The sequence below is a fragment of the Candidatus Kapaibacterium sp. genome, assembly GCA_023957315.1.
In the GTDB taxonomy this organism is placed as follows: domain Bacteria; phylum Bacteroidota; class Ignavibacteria; order Kapaibacteriales; family UBA2268; genus PGYU01.
The window spans coordinates 1-15,973 of sequence record JAMLHE010000010.1 but is presented as its reverse complement, the minus strand read 5'-3'; the positions used below and the strand labels follow the sequence as shown (position 1 = coordinate 15,973).

Annotated in this window: 12 protein-coding genes, 1 other RNA gene and 1 pseudogene; 7 read left to right on the top strand and 7 right to left on the bottom strand. The window is 37.4% G+C overall.

The genetic code is table 11. The annotated features are described in order from the left end of the window. Positions 1-14: 14 nt before the first annotated feature. Entirely contained in the window at positions 15-623 is a 609-nt protein-coding gene (locus M9949_10835) for an IPTL-CTERM sorting domain-containing protein (protein ID MCO5251898.1), read from the top strand. Positions 624-771: 148 nt separating this feature from the next. Here M9949_10835 and M9949_10830 read toward each other — a convergent pair whose 3' ends face one another. Beyond that, positions 772-2,292, bottom strand: coding sequence for a Do family serine endopeptidase (locus M9949_10830; protein MCO5251897.1), 1,521 nt, complete (start codon positions 2,290-2,292; stop codon positions 772-774). A 215-nt stretch (positions 2,293-2,507) separates the two neighbouring features. Between M9949_10830 and M9949_10825 the strand changes: the two genes are divergently transcribed. Further along, positions 2,508-3,302, top strand: coding sequence for a hypothetical protein (locus M9949_10825; GenBank protein MCO5251896.1), 795 nt, complete (start codon positions 2,508-2,510; stop codon positions 3,300-3,302). A gap of 71 nt (positions 3,303-3,373) precedes the next feature. Here M9949_10825 and M9949_10820 read toward each other — a convergent pair whose 3' ends face one another. The 3 genes from M9949_10820 to M9949_10810 all read right to left on the bottom strand — a co-directional run bounded on the left by M9949_10820 (position 3,374) and on the right by M9949_10810 (position 7,598). Next, positions 3,374-4,027 carry a metal-dependent transcriptional regulator gene (locus M9949_10820; GenBank protein MCO5251895.1) on the bottom strand — a complete coding sequence of 218 codons (654 nt, stop codon included), beginning with the start codon at positions 4,025-4,027 and terminating at the stop codon, positions 3,374-3,376. Positions 4,028-4,119: 92 nt separating this feature from the next. After that, complete coding sequence (gene feoB, locus M9949_10815; protein ID MCO5251894.1) at positions 4,120-6,060, bottom strand: ferrous iron transport protein B; 1,941 nt, start codon at positions 6,058-6,060, stop codon at positions 4,120-4,122. Positions 6,061-6,380: 320 nt separating this feature from the next. Continuing rightward, entirely contained in the window at positions 6,381-7,598 is a 1,218-nt protein-coding gene (locus tag M9949_10810) for an extracellular solute-binding protein (protein MCO5251893.1), read from the bottom strand. 135 nt (positions 7,599-7,733) lie between these two features. On the opposite strand from M9949_10810, the pseudogene M9949_10805 reads away from it, so the two are divergent. The 3 genes and pseudogenes from M9949_10805 (at position 7,734) to M9949_10795 (ending at position 12,190) form a co-directional block, all read left to right on the top strand. Further along, positions 7,734-9,379, top strand: a pseudogene (locus M9949_10805) (CTP synthase). A 7-nt stretch (positions 9,380-9,386) separates the two neighbouring features. Further along, positions 9,387-10,646, top strand: a complete 1,260-nt coding sequence (locus tag M9949_10800; protein ID MCO5251892.1) for a hypothetical protein — start codon at positions 9,387-9,389, stop codon at positions 10,644-10,646. Positions 10,647-10,648: 2 nt separating this feature from the next. After that, entirely contained in the window at positions 10,649-12,190 is a 1,542-nt protein-coding gene (locus tag M9949_10795; GenBank protein MCO5251891.1) for a glycosyltransferase family 39 protein, read from the top strand. An 8-nt stretch (positions 12,191-12,198) separates the two neighbouring features. Here M9949_10795 and M9949_10790 read toward each other — a convergent pair whose 3' ends face one another. Further along, on the bottom strand, positions 12,199-13,734 hold the full coding sequence (locus M9949_10790) for a PepSY domain-containing protein (GenBank protein MCO5251890.1): 1,536 nt from the start codon (positions 13,732-13,734) through the stop codon (positions 12,199-12,201). Positions 13,735-13,881: 147 nt separating this feature from the next. Between M9949_10790 and ssrA the strand changes: the two genes are divergently transcribed. Beyond that, positions 13,882-14,244: a transfer-messenger RNA gene (gene ssrA, locus M9949_10785) on the top strand. A gap of 347 nt (positions 14,245-14,591) precedes the next feature. After that, the gene (locus tag M9949_10780; GenBank protein MCO5251889.1) at positions 14,592-15,026 is read left to right on the top strand and encodes a hypothetical protein; all 435 of its coding nucleotides are present in this window, start codon (positions 14,592-14,594) and stop codon (positions 15,024-15,026) included. A 551-nt stretch (positions 15,027-15,577) separates the two neighbouring features. Here M9949_10780 and M9949_10775 read toward each other — a convergent pair. Both M9949_10775 and M9949_10770 read right to left on the bottom strand, forming a co-directional pair. Beyond that, on the bottom strand, positions 15,578-15,751 hold the full coding sequence (locus M9949_10775) for a hypothetical protein (protein MCO5251888.1): 174 nt from the start codon (positions 15,749-15,751) through the stop codon (positions 15,578-15,580). 16 nt (positions 15,752-15,767) lie between these two features. After that, on the bottom strand, positions 15,768-15,973 hold a 206-nt coding region (locus M9949_10770), incomplete at its 5' end, for a helix-turn-helix domain-containing protein (protein MCO5251887.1).

The window sequence follows — 15,973 nt, the reverse complement described above, 5'->3', positions numbered from 1 at the left end:
ATTAGGCTATACATATGAAAATAATAAAGTATATTTTGATTTTGATGCTGCTGCCGATGATGCTTTCTGCTCAAACCAACCAGACAGATGTGTTTCCTGCCGGTGGTGGGCAATCGGATAATACTCAGTACAAGAATTTCGGAACTATTGGTCAACCTGCGGCGAGCACAAGCTCAAATTCTTCCTACAAAAATAAGGAAGGTTTTCTAAATGCCCAGTATCTCGAATCAATAATTTTAACCCAACCGGTTTATAATATCACAAATAATTCGGCAATAAGCGGCGGCTCCATCAAATTAATTGATGATGGCAACGATGTTACCCAAAAAGGCGTCGTTTGGTCAACTTCAGCAATGCCAACAACTTTAGACAACGACGGTATAACGGAACAAGGAGCCGGACCAACATCAGGCAATTCTACGATATTTGCATCAAATTTGACCGGTATGCAATTAGGCACAAAATATTACGTTCGTGCTTACATGGTGAACAGCGAAGGCACATTCTACGGTCAGCAGCGCATCTTCACAACCATACCAACTCTCGGCGAATGGGGCTTAATCGCTCTCGGACTGCTTTTCGCAAGCTTCGGTGGCTGGTTCGTTATGCGTAAAATGGTGTAAATTTCGAAATCCGCTCCCTGAGCCTGTCGAAGGGTGGTTTTTGGTCTTTTACCACGAAGTGGTTAAATATCAATAGAAAAAAAACATTTAACCTTCCGAAGGTTCCAAACCTTCGGAAGGTTCATATTACTAAGCCCAAGCAAATTTCTTAGGATGGTCCGACTTCGAGAGCTACGATTTGGCTGCGGTTGGGATACTTAACGTTCAAAATTATTACGTCGCCCTTCTTTTTACTGTCTAAAATCTTTTTCAATTCTTTAGGTGAATTTACAGGTTTGCGGTCAATATTTGTAATTACTCCTTTTGGCATCAAACCGCGTTCGGCTGCTGCACCATATCTTGCAACATCGCTTACCAATACTCCGCTTTTGACATCGTATTCGTCTTTTATATCTTTTGTCAATGATTCTACAGTGAATCCGAGATTATCGAATTTTACGACGTCATTTTCCTTTTCTTCTTTTTCATCGGGGATATTTGTTCTGCCCGCAATTACTTCATCTTCATCTCTTGCTTTAAGTTTGACGGGGATTTTTATAATTTCGGCGTTTCTCCATATTGTAAGCATTACTTTGTCGCCTGCTTTGTGGAATACAATACGGCTTTGTAATTCTGAGGGCGAATTGACTTCTCTGCCTTCGATTTCGAGTATTACGTCACCTTTTTCAACTCCTGCAGATCTGGCAGCGCCATCTTCGACTAAATTTTCTACCAAAACCCCTTGAACTTTTGGCATTCCAAATCCTTTGGCAACCAATTCATCAACATTTGTGATAAAGACCCCGATATAGCCGCGATTAATTTTTCCGTCATCAATCAAATCATCTACAACAGCTTTCACCAAATCAACCGGAATTGCAAACCCGTAACCCATGAAAGCACCGGTTTCTGTTGCGATGGCTGTATTGATTCCAATCAGCGAGCCGTTTATGTCGAAAAGCCCGCCGCCACTATTGCCGGGATTAATTGCTGCATCAGTTTGAATGTAATGTTCGATGCTGTTTGGTTCTGACCTACCACGGGCGCCTCTACCGGTAGCACTAACAATGCCGCTTGTAACGGTATGATTCAGCCCGATTGGGTTGCCGACTGCAAGTACCAACTCACCGACTTTTAGATTATCGATATTTCCGAAGTGAACCGAGCTTAGTCCTTCAACTTCAATTTTAAGTAAAGCCAAGTCTGTCAATGGGTCTGTTCCAACCACTTTGGCAGTATATTCTTTCTTATCGTAAGTCATTACTTTTATTCCACCTTTTGTAGCATTTTCTACAACGTGATTATTTGTTACGATGTAACCGTTCGACGATATGATAACCCCCGAGCCGCTTCCACGTTGGCGACGTTGTTCGGGTCGAATATCGGGATGACCATCGGGTTGTTGTCCAAAAAATCGTTCGAACAAACTGCCACCACCACGAGTAATTTCTGCATCAACACTAATATATACTACAGTTGGCAGTACAGCTTCGCTTACTGCAACGAAAGTTCTGTTTAAAATCATAGCAGATTCGTCCGCTTTGATTGGTGGATTATCCGCTCCTAATTTTGTATTCTCGTCTGCAAAAAGCGAGTTTAAAGAGCCCAAACTAAGGTTGGACACAAGCAAGACACCCATGAAGATGCCGATTCCGACCATCAGGACTGAGACTACTAAAGTCCTTTTCATTATTACTCCTACCTATATTTAATATTATTACTTAACTTGTTAATAAACGTTCAAAAAATCAAATTCTTGTTTGTTTATAGTATAGACGAAATGAGCAATCAATAGGTAACTAATAAATTTTCAAGCATTGCAATTTATATGTAAATCCTTTGAAACATTTTTTCTTGAGTTCCGTTTTACCATTATATTTTAAAACATAATAGGTGGAGATACTTATGACTAAATTTTTGACTATCATCTTAACAACTTTTGCGTTGTTTGCACTTTTTTCTTGTTCGGAGGATAAAGCTCCAAATACCAATACCGATGCTGAATATTACCCAATGACTACCGGTTCTTACTGGGTTTATGAATCCAAAGAACTTGATGGCGAAGGAAAAGTAACAGCGACTACAACTGATTCGGTAGCTATTTCAAAGACAACAACCAAACTTGGTAAAGAATGCTTTGAATTCAAAAACTATGAAGGTGATGACCACGTTGGAAACACTTATAAATATAAAACTGAGACTGAGTTATATACTTTGTTGGATGTGATTTTGCCAGACCCGGATGATTTCCCTTTGCCTTATAGCGAAATTGATGACCAATGGGTGAAGATTGCTGATGAAAATCAATCCTCTTGGGATATTTTTGAGCTTGCATTAAATGAATTTGAGATTGAAATGGAGGGTGTTGCTGGCAAGTTGACTGGTACATTAAAAATCGTTGGTAGAAAAGGCGGAATAGTAAAACTTTCAGGAATTATGGGACAATCTTATAATGCTCAAGAATTTATAGTCGAAAACCATATTTCAGGCGTATTCACAATAACATCATTTGGCTGGCCGGTTGATGTTGATATTGACGAAAAGATTAACATCAGATATTATTATGCCGATAATATTGGTTTGATTAAGTATCGCGCCGAACCTTTGTTAGTTAAGTTGGTTACCCCATTAGGCACATATAATGTGCCGATTAAAGGCAGAGAAGAAATTTTGCTAAGAACTAATGTCAAAGCAGAATAAATCTTGTATAAATAAAAAAAACGCTGTCTTGATTGTTCGAGACAGCGTTTTTTTATATGTGAAACCCAATCTTATATGGCGTCAACGTAGATGTTTCTACCCACTTCGTTGCCAACGATGTATTCTTTACCGCTGTACTTAATCGTGAGAGGACCGTTGAAATGAGCTTTGGATAGCACCATAATATCAACGCCCGGAATCAATCCGACTTCCTCAAAATAGGCAACCATTTCATGATTGTCATCGGCAATTCGCTTGATTATGTATTGCTTGTTGAGTTCAGCATCTGTCACCGGCAAATAGCTGCTTTCGGGAATCCTGCCTTCCTTAGTCGGAATAGGATTGCCTAATGGGCTGTATTCGGGGCGACCTAACAAATCATCAATACGCTCAACGAATTCATCGGAAACGTAATGCTCCAAACGACAAGCTTCATCATGAACTTTTGCTAATGAAAAGCCGAGTGATTCTTTAAGGTAAAGCTCTAAAAGTCTGTGGTGACGTAAAATTTCAAGAGCAACTTTGGTTCCGTCTTCGGTCAAACGTACACCCTTGTATGAGTTATAGTCCACTAATTTCATAGCAGCTAAACGCTTCAACATGCCGGTAACTGAAGCACCGGATATATCCAACTCTTTGGCTATTTGAGTGGTAGAAACTGCAGAAGTATTTTCCTGCAGCTTATAGATTGTTTTCAAGTAGTCTTGAACTGATTGACTTAACATAACATTTTTTTATAATTTTAACACAATAATTTTACACATAAAAAGAAACTAATTTTTAATCTTACCTAAAGTAAGAAATTTTTTACAAATATCTAAATAAAATATTCAATTACATAAAATAAAAATCTAAAAATAAGTGCGGAACCGATTGCAACCAAAATACTTAAAACCGCCGAACCTGTTGCTACCTTTGCTCCAAACTCCTTCCAGATGACTACAAAAGTTGTGAAACACGGAAAATAGAAAGTTACAAAGGCAATGAATGTCATAACTTGAGCTGTCGTCAACGGCAAAAGTTCCAAACTTTCTACTCCTAATGCTTGGTTGACCATGACCAAAATCAGCTCTTTGCGAAAGAACCCAAACACTAATGTAGAACCCAATTCTTCAGGTAAATTCAATACATACTCGAGTATAGGTGCGAAAAGCAAATCTACATACATAGCTATATCAAAATATTCTATCCATCCCAAAAATATGCTGCCAAGTATCAAAAACGGCAATGCTTCCTTGAGAAATTCGATGATTTTATACCAAGTCTTGCGAAAAGTCATAGATATTTGCGGCATTCTAAGTACCGGAATTTCCAAAATCAGCCCAATCGGCTTCTTTAAGAATAATGAAATCAATTTGCCGTTGACTGCGATTACTAAAATCACATACAAAAATATTACAATTGCCCAAACTGGTCCTGCAAATGCGGCTGTGAGTGCAAATATTACGGCAATCCTTGCCGAACATGGCACAAATGGTACTAATATCCCAGTCAAAATCCTGTCTCGTCGTGATTCGAGTATGCGTGTCGCATAAATTGCAGGTACAGTGCAACCGACTCCCAAAATAAATGCCGCTACTGATTTGCCGTGCAAGCCGATTCGGTGGATTGTGTTGTCGATTAAAAATGCTAAACGAGCCAAATAGCCTGTATCCTCGAAAAATGCAGTGAGGAACACGAGCGGCAGGAAATAGGGCAATACTATCCCGATTGCACCCGTAATCCCCTGAACAATCCCATCTACTGTAAACCAGGCGAACATATTCCATTCTTTCAGTGGCGAATACAAGCTCCCTATGAAGTCAAATGCAGGTTCTATCAGTTCTGTTAGGAAATTCCCTACGTAAAATATCGTTACAAACATCAGCCCGAAAAATATTGGTAATGACAAGAATCCATATTTCGGATTCATGATGAATCTATCAAGTCTATCTATGAAGTTCAGTTTATCTTTAGGCGTAAATCGTGATGCTTTTTCGGCAATTTTCATTGATAAATGATGTCGTTCGTACGAGATAGCTTCGTAAGTATCAACATTGTGCTCGAGTTTGATTTCAGTTTCGACTACTTTCAAAGCTGTACTAAGAGATGATTGCAATTCTAAGGGCAATAGTTCAGGATTTTCGATGGCTTTGATAGCCAAGAACACATCAGAAACCCTATACGATTTTGAGCTTCGATTTTGAATTTCCGCACTGATTCGATGTACGTGTTTCTCCATATGCTGAGTATATGGAAATCGCGAAAAATTTATTTCACTTTTTCGGAGTACTTCATAGCATTTTGTCGTGAGTGCTTTTACCCCTTTGCCATAAATTGCCGAAATCGGTACGATTGGAATTTTGAGTTCATCAGCCAAAATTTCTTGGTTTATTTCCAAACCGCTGAACTTAGCTTCGTCCATCATATTGAGAGCCACCACCATCGGAATGCCTAATTCCATTATCTCGACGGTCATTTCCAAGCTCCGAACAAATAGCGATGCATCCATCACATTTATGATTAGGTCAACCTTTTCATTAAGCAGGTAATCATAAGTCACTTTTTCGGCGTTATCGGAATAGTTCAGCGAATAAGTACCGGGCAAATCAACTATTTTGAAGTAATCTCCATAGATATTAATCAAGGATTCGGACATTTGAACCGAAGTACCCGCAAAATTTGAAGTAGAGGTCTTCAAATCTGAAAGTACGTTGAATAAAGTGCTTTTCCCTGCGTTTGGTTGCCCGACAATCGCTATAGTTTTAGTGTGGGGCATGGATGTAGGAAATATATATGTTAGATGCCAAATTTTGCCCTAAAGCTATCGGGGTTGACATATTTGACACATTGCTTATTAATACAGGGCTTGCGGAGTTGCCACCGGTTTTGACGTAAATATTACGTGCATGAATACCCATAGTATGCAGCCGTAATTTTGATTCCCTGTCTAGATCTATCTTTTCTATTACAAAATTTCTACCTAATTCAGCTTGAAGTAAATTCAATTCTTTCATTTGATACACACAATAATCATTAGAAAAATCTAATTACAAAATTAGACAAATCTAACTAAATAAGCAAGTATAGATTGCATTATTATTTAAAAATTAACAATAACTTTGCTTGTGCATCATCCAAAGATTCCTTGGCAGTTTTCTTTCCATATAGAGCTTCGACTGCAGCTTCCTCAATTATTGCTTCGATATCTAACCATTTCGGGTGAACCGGTGTCATCAAAGCATGATTAAGCTGATTTGCGAAGACCAATCTATTTGGCTGACTTTGGTAAAAATCGTCTCTGTAATAATTTTTATCTGCAGGAAATCCTGCTTCGATAATCTTACTACTGAATTTGATGGCATTTTCGCCCGAAGTCATATATTTGATAAATTTCAAGGACAGTTCGCGATTTTGACTTGACTTGCTGATAGCAAGGTATTCTCCACCTGCAAAAGATATTCCGAGACTGTCATTTACTCCCGGGACCAACTGAACTTCAAAATTGAGCGTAGGATTCTCGTTCTTAATTTTTTCCAAGAGCCAACCTCCGGAAACCCAATATCCGAGTTTACCTTCGGCGAATCGTGAATCCAATTGACGCTGTGTTTCTATTAAGCCATTTTGAGAAAGTCGAACGTATGATTCGAGAGCTTTGATATTTTGGGCAGAATTGATGACTGGTTTGCCTGACGAATCCAAAATTGTACCGCCATAAGTCCAAAATAATGATACGACTTTTTTGTAAATCATGTGCGAGCCCGAACCGGTTGCCCCGTAACCATAGACTCCTTCTATAGCATTTACTTTTTCGGCATTTTCAAGCAATTGCTTTGTGTTGGTAACTTTCGTATCTTCAATACCTGCTTGATGCAACAAAGCCTTGTTGACATACAGCACCCTTGTATCAACTATCCAGGGTAAGGCATAAATGCTGTCTTTCCACAATGATGGTGCAGTCGAAAATTCAACATATTGACTGAGATTTGCTTCCTCATCTGTCAATTTTTCGAGAACGCCCGCCGATGAAAATTGTGCAACCCAATCGGAGCCAAGTTCCAAAACATCGGGAGCAGTAGAGGAATTGAACGCCGCAAACAATTTAGTTTTGCCGTCAGACCAACTAAGCTCGACAGTTTCGACCTTGCAATCGTATTCTTGCTCGAATCCGTTTATGATTTCCTTCAGAACTTTCCGGTGGTTTGGTTCGCTCCAGAAGTGCCAAAAGACTAATTTTCCTGTTTCTCCGGGCTGTTCTTTTTTTTCGGAGCACGATATTACTACAAGAGACAAAATGATAATAAGTAACTTTTTCATTGTATAAAGTTTAAATTTAGAGAAAGTTTCAAATTTAAATATAAGAAATTTTTCAAAACTGACTTTTTTTTTACTTATAATCCTTTGTAATTTTGTTAATTTGTAAGAGATTTTTGTAACAAATGAAATATAATAATGTCAAAAAATGAAAAATTTACGACTAAGTATGTATTTATAACAGGCGGAGTGCTTTCTTCTTTGGGGAAAGGCATTGCATCAGCGTCACTTGGATTGCTTTTGCAACAACGCGGTTTCAGCGTAACGATGATGAAGCTCGACCCCTACATAAATGTTGACCCGGGAACAATGAACCCTTTTCAACACGGTGAAGTATTCGTTACTGACGACGGAGCCGAAACTGACTTGGATTTGGGGCACTACGAAAGATTCTTGGGCTATTCATTGAACAAGAAAAATAACCATACTACAGGTCAGGTTTATTTCGAAGTTATCACGAAAGAGCGCAAAGGACAATATCTCGGCAAAACGGTTCAAGTGATTCCGCATATTACCGATGAAATTAAAAAACGCATTTTCAGTTTCGAAGGAGAGTACGATTTTGTGCTTATCGAAATTGGCGGAACTGTAGGCGATATTGAATCATTGCCATTTTTGGAAGCCCAAAGACAAATCAACCTTGAGTTAGGTTGGAGCAGAACGATTAATTTGCATCTGACCTATGTGCCATACATAAAGTCTGCAGGAGAGGTTAAGACCAAACCGACGCAGCACTCTGTCAAAACGCTTATGGAATTCGGTATCAGACCCGATATTTTGTTATGCCGCTCCGAATCTAAGCTTTCTAAGGATGTACGTCAAAAAATTGCTCTCTTTTGCAGCGTAGAGGAAAATTCCGTAGTCGAAGTTGTTGACGTTGATACTACTATTTACGAAGTTCCGATTATGTTTGCCAAAAGAGGTTTGGAAGAAATTGTCCTTAAAAAACTAAATCTTCCGGAAAGCAAATTGGAATTCGATACTTGGACAAAATTCGTCAATCGTATCAAAAGCCCCAAACACGAAGTGACTATTGCATTAGTGGGCAAATATACCAAATATAGAGATTCATATAAAAGCATTCTCGAAGCATTCATTCATGCGGGCTCGATAAATAACACGCGTGTAAATGTAGAATTGATAAACGCCGAAAGCATAACCGAAGCAACGGTTGACGAACTTTTAGGTAACGTGAACGGCATATTGGTTGGTCCCGGATTCGGTCACAGAGGAATCGAAGGGAAAATCACTGCTATTAAATACGTTCGTGAAAACAATATCCCATTTTTCGGTATTTGCCTTGGTATGCAATGTGCAGTTATCGAATTTGCTCGCAATGTTTGCGATATGCCTGATGCAAATTCCGGTGAATTCGAAAAACCGAGCATAATGTAATCGATATGATGGAAGAGCAGAAAAAAATTACGAATAAGGGTGGAACAATGCGTCTGGGTGCATATCCTTGCACTATCGAAGCCGGTACCAAAGCATTCCAAGCCTATAAGAGTTATGATATTTCCGAGCGTCACAGACATAGATATGAGCTAAACAATACTTTTAAAGACGATTTGCTTGCAAATGGTATGATTATGAGCGGTCATTCACCGGATGGGCATTTAGTAGAGATTGTAGAATTGAAAAATCATCTTTGGTTTGTCGGAGTTCAGTTCCATCCCGAACTGAAATCTCGCGCCGTTACGGGACATCCGCTTTTTATCAGCTTTATTAAAGCGGCTTTGCAATCTAACAATAAGACAAATCGAACCAAAAAGGCTGAGGATTAATCACCGCATGGATATAAATAACATCATATTGTTCGAAAATAATAATACAAGTGATTTGTATCCATTTTCAATTATGCATTGCAGTTGGGAATTACGGACAGGTGTGTTCAGAAATTGCGACCGAGTCCAACATTTATTCCCAAAGGTCAACTTAGGATTTATAGGCAGAGCATTGCATATTGACTCTTTTATTGCTCGCGAAGGCTTAAAAAATACTATTATTGATGGAAATGCACTGCTGATTGATGGAAATGCATATATCAATTATGATTTCCCCGAGCTTTTAGAATCAAAATTGAATTCAATTGGCGATAAACCGATTATTTTGACTTCTAACGGCAAAAGATTTGGATGTTTTATACCGGAAAATTATGATTTTAAATCTTCGTTAAATTCTCAAAATATAAATCTTGATGACGATGTTTTTAAAGTATATGATGAAATTGAATTTCCGGGCATTATCCAATACAATTATCTCTGGGAAACGCTTGATACGGTAGCGGAGAATATTGCAAAAGACGCAAAAATTGTCACCAAAAATTACCACAGATTGTATTTGCCCCAATTCCACGGGATTCATGCACATAATCCTGATAATGTACTTGTCGGCAAAAATATTAGCATTTCGCCCAATGTTCTGCTCGATGCTACCGATGGTCCCATCATTCTTGGTGACGGAGTGCGAATTATGCCCAATTCTACAATTATCGGCCCGACATCAATAGGCGATAATACTATAATTAAAATCGGTGCAAAAATATACGGTAATAATATTTTCGGTCCACATTGCAAATTAGGTGGCGAAATCGAAAATAGTATAATTCAAAGCTATTCGAACAAACAACATGATGGATATCTCGGTCATTCCTATATCTGCGAATGGGTTAATCTGGGTGCTGATACGAACACTTCCGATTTGAAAAATACATATTCCGAAATTACAATGGAATTACCACATAAATCAATCAATACCGGCAAAATTTTTGTGGGTCTTATGTGTGGTGACCATACCAAAAGCGGTATAAATTCCATGTTCACTACAGGAACTACCGCAGGTATTTGTGGGATACTGGTAAAAGAATGGTTTTTGCCAAATTATATCAAATCATATTCATGGGGTGGCAAATCAACATCGCCTGTTTACAAATTCGACAAAGCAATCGAAACTGCCAAAATTGTAATGGCAAGAAGAAATAAATCAATAACTGACGAAGAAATTGAACTTATGCAAATCGAATATGATAAAGTAAGAGAGAGCCAAATTTGAAAATGAAATCAATTTGGCATATTGTAATTTGTATTATAATTATTATCCCTGTTATTTATTTTCCATATTCGGGTGATTTGTGGATTTATGTCACCGGTGGTCAAGTAATTGCCGAAGGTGGCAAAATATTTAAAGATTTTGTGGACTTGAAGCCGCCCTTCCTATTTATGATATTTTCTGTTATTTATTCGATTTTTGGTAATTCCGATATTAACATACGTTTGGCAGAATTTTTTATCCAATCCGGAATAATTGTATCATTATATTACTTAATGCGAAAAGTATTTGATTCGGCTAATTTAGCTTTTTATGGCACATTTTTTTACGCTCTTTCATATGGTGCACTGACCCATTCAAACACATTTCAAACTGAATCATTTTTGCCACTTTTCATATTACCAATTATATATTTGCGAATTAAAAATCAAAGCAATCTTAATCTTTTCCTCCAAGGTCTATTTATTGGACTATCGGGAGGATTGAAATATACGTTTATTGCAATTTATCCTGCAATGTTTCTTGCAGATTTATTTGCCAAAAAGCAAGCAAAAATTTTCATTCGTGAGCAATTAATCATTCTTTTAGGTGTTGTTATCGGATTCGGGCTGACTTTTGTTTTATTATTGGATTCTGAAGTCAGGACAGGATTTTGGGAAGTTCAGAATTTTACTTATTTATACGCACAGCTACCTGAAGTAAATTTTGCATTATTCAAGTTTGCACACGAGAAAGTAACTTATTTTTTCGGGAATCATTTATCTATGCTGTTTGTATCAGTTATCATTATAGGTCTATTTAACATATTCAGCAAAAGTAATAACTATAAAGATCAAAAACAGATAATCTTTCTTTTATTATCAATAGCTCTATTCCTATTATTAACTGTTTTTATCGAGAAAAAATTTGCTCCTTATCACTTCACCAGAATATTCATCCCCTTATCATTCATTTTTTCTATCGGAACAAATGAATTAATAAAAATATTAAAATATAAATTTAATAATATCACTATCCCCAAAATCATAGTAATACTTATTATAATTCCTTTTGTCATCTTTTTTTCGCCTCTTCCGCGTTATATGACTGTACTGACTCCAATACCGCATTACTACTTGAATAAAGATAAATATCTCGAACATTATAATAAACCGGAAACTCATTCAGTACTTCATAAAGAAATGAAGAATATTGCCCAATATGTTAAGAATTCTGAATATTATAATGAGAATGATAAAATCATGGTTATGAGTTTGGGAAGTCAGACATTGAATTATTATTTAGACAACAAAGATATTTCAAAATTCCCATTGCCATTATTTCCATTATCCGGTGTAAGTGATAAGTGGCTCAAGGAATACATTATCGAAATTGATAATTCAGACTTTTTAATCATTCAAACTGATGATTCGCACCCAATTGTAAGTGGATATATTGAGCCTACTATCGACAAAATTAATATGAATACTCAAATATCGAATATTTTGCACAATGATTTTCACATGATATATCAAGACGACTATTTTGTAATTTTCAAAAGAAATTAATTATTTACTTAACGGCGATAAAACCAATCAAATACTCCCGTAATTATTAATATCATAAAGACTAACGACGCTAAAGGTATCAACAGCATATGATATGGACCCAGAATTGCTTGGAAAATTCTGCCATTATGCAATTCAAACAAAAAATTCCAAAATGGTAGTTCAGCCGTATTCAAAATATGCTCCGGCATTAGAAATTTATCGCTCTCAGCAGCCTTTTTGTTAGCAGGAATCAATCCGGCAAAATGCGTTGCAATATATTCTTCACCTTCAGGAGTTTTGAAATATCCGGTAACAAGATTAGTACCCGGTCGGAGCGCAGTTACGTTATAAGGCGGCTTTCCTGTTGATACATCAACGATTTTACCTTCGTAATTAACTTTGAAAAGTCCTGCAAATGAACCAAGCAAATGATTTCCGGCATAATCTGTTTCAAAAACAGTAGCACCCATCGCAAATATTGGCGCCGGAGGTGCTTGCTTTGTGTAAAATCCCCGTAAGCCTCTGTCAGAAACCCAATAGCCGTCTTTCGTGTCAATAATGAATTTATCTCGCTTCTCATCGTACATTGCGTTGCGAATTCTATGATTCCAGGGATTAGATTTATCCATCCCGATTATCCAAGATTTATCAATATCACTCCCAAAAATCATCGCAATCATCGGAGGACGCATAAAAAAGCCTGTCAAACCGAAAATGAAGAGAATTAGCGCTGAATAAATGCCAAGTTTCAGATGATACTTTGTGAAAAATTTATACAGCGTCCATCGAGATTTACGATATTTTTCAAGCATTTTGAGCTTAAATACGCTCTTTTTGGGAGTAATCCATAAGAAAAATCCACTTATCGCGAGGAATAATAATATCAAGCCTGCAACATCGAACAGCAGCTTGCCCGGTAATCCCCAAAGCTCGCCCGTATGGAGGCTGAACATGAATTCGACCATTGTCAGTTTATTGTCATCATCAAACCTTATCAAATCGCTCTGCTGAAAATTCAAAGGCAATGACGCATGGCTAACGAAGGCATTCGATTCGCTAAAAACCGCAATGCTATCCTTATAACTAAGTATTTTTGCAATTCTCGGATTGCTGCCGCCAAGTTCGATATTTGTCCATTTATTAATGCTCTTTTCGTAAAAGTACAATCCGCCATATGTACCCGCCAAAAGCAACTCATTCCCGTCAAAGTTTGTGAGCATCATGGATTTGACGCGTCTGTAATATCTCGAATCCGGTAAACCTTCTACATTGAGGCTCGAAAAATTCAATCCGGCATCCGTAGTTTTCCAAACTCCCTCAAAACCACCGATATAAGCGAGCTTTTGGTCGTCATTTGAGAATTGAACATTGTTCAAAGTGCTTCTTGCCCAATTGTGGGCACTATAATTATCTGGCAAATACTTATAAGGAATAGATAGTCCGCTTATAAGCTCGGGATGATTCATCAAAATTCCTGAGATGCTCATCCAAATAAGGAACACAATCAGCGCCAAGCTGGAATATTTATGTAAAAACTTCGATATTCTATATAATCTTTTCATATCATTCTCAAAACAGATATAATAATCTGATTCAAAAGTAACACTAAAAATTGTCATAAGCAAGAAAAATCGTATCTAAGAGTCAAAATTGAACAATAATTGAGTACAATACAACAATCGGAACTTAATTCGTCACTAAAAATACCCGGGGATGTAACGGATTCGACGGGGTGATGGACGTTTGATGTGGCATGTCGTGCTTAGTCGGTGGCGCACGTAAATTCAACTGACACAGCTATAAATGCTGACAATAACTATGCTCTGGCTGCTTAATTAAAACGTAGCCACATTCTTTTAAGGACTTGCCTGTTAGTTCTTACGAGGGTGACGCAAACAAACAGGATAGTGTGTGTGCTCTCATTCGGTACCCATGCGAAATAATAGAATGATAGGTTTTCGGAGACCCGTCCGTTGGTCACCCGAAGAAAGAAAATTAGAAAGCGGAATAAACATGTAGAGGCTCAGATTGAAACTCTTCGGACGCGGGTTCGACTCCCGCCATCTCCACAAAACGATTTGCTAAGCCCTTGTAATATAAGAAGTTACGAGGGCTTGTTTTTTGTTTCCAACACATTTCCAACAGAATTTCCCAAAAGCTAAGTATTTTGAGTTTGATTCCGAGGAAAACTTCAAATGAAGTTGGAACTATTTTATCACCAACAATAACTTTCCTATCAAAGAACAATCACAGAACAATCACAATGTTACGCAAAAATACAAAATGCCGGATTAATAGTGCTATAGTAGGGTATTTTACTACAGACCGCCATAAATGCCCTACAACGCATTTTTACAAATCGAGCCATAGTTAGATATAGCCTGATATTTTTAACTATGGCTAAAAGTGTGGGTGGAGGTTGGAAGTTGAAATCACAACTGCAATAGATTTCATTTTTTGTCGTATAATATTGAGTGCAGCAACCACAATTCAGGATAATGGCAATAGGAACCTCAAATTTTATACATTTATGAATGGTGTTATTATGACAGGAAGTGAATTTAGGGCAATTAGACGTTTTAACAAATATTCTCAGCGAACTATTTCGGAAAAAACTGGGATGTACATGTCAGACAGTGCAGTCAAAGAAATGGAAAGAGGTAGTAAAGCGCCTCATTTTTTCGTGAGGATTTTATCATCGCTAATAGGACTTGATTTGTCTAAAGAAGACAACTTGAGAAAGGTGTTAGATGGAATTCCCGAAAAATTATTTCATGCCAAAATAAGTACTCGTAAACCTAAACCTAAGCCTGCGGTGGTATTCCGCCCAACAGGGAATATTTTTTTAAATTGAATCCCGAAACTGTACAGACATGCTGGACAATATTGAAATCAATACGGTTTGTCGTATTCACTATGACAAATCGTATTTTGTTGTTTCTTGTATGATAAATCGAAAAGGCTGTACCAATCAGTCTAAGATGAGCTTTGGACTTAATATGTTCTTCTTATACGAATTTTTTTGTGTTACAAACTCGTACTTTTCCAACAAATCCCTGTATCTCTTTTATTTTCTAAAGAATTACAATGGGGGAAATGTAGGGGAGATGTAGTGGAAATGTAGGGGGAATGTATTGGAGATGTACGCATCTCGAAAATTTGGCGAAAATTCACCGTTGGGAATGTGTTGGATAAGGTTTTAGAACTCCAACACTTCTCCCCTAAATCCTGTTTTGTAAGTATCAATATTTTATAATAGTTAGCCATGCTTGTTGGAGAAGGTTTTACATCTCCAACACTTCTCCCCCTCAGTAACCCATTAGAATTTAATAGACATGCGGCGATTTTCAATTTTTACCCCTTGTTTCGTCGGACACTTTTTTTAAAAAAAATATTTTGAAATTCTTAATCACTACTAAACCTCAGATGAATACTGAATACTTCTTCTGTTACTGTCAAACTCGCTGTGCCATCATCATGAGCCGGACAAACAGCCTGATGATTATTATTCAGGCTTTTTGTTATTTTAAATTTCGATAAAACACTTTCTAATTTGGATCCTTGATTTTCGTTCTTCATTTCTTAGCTCACTCCTCTAAATACAAGTGTGAAGAGAACCTAAGTTGAAACTCTTTAGAGCTTGTTGAACTTCCACGGGGTCGAAGTAAACCATTTTGGAGATTTTTTTGTAGGGAAGGATGCCTTTTTTACGCCAGTTGTAAATTATAATCCTGCTTACTCCTAACAATTTGCATAATTGCTCAGTATTAATTAAACTGAACTTCTGCTCTTTAGTTACAG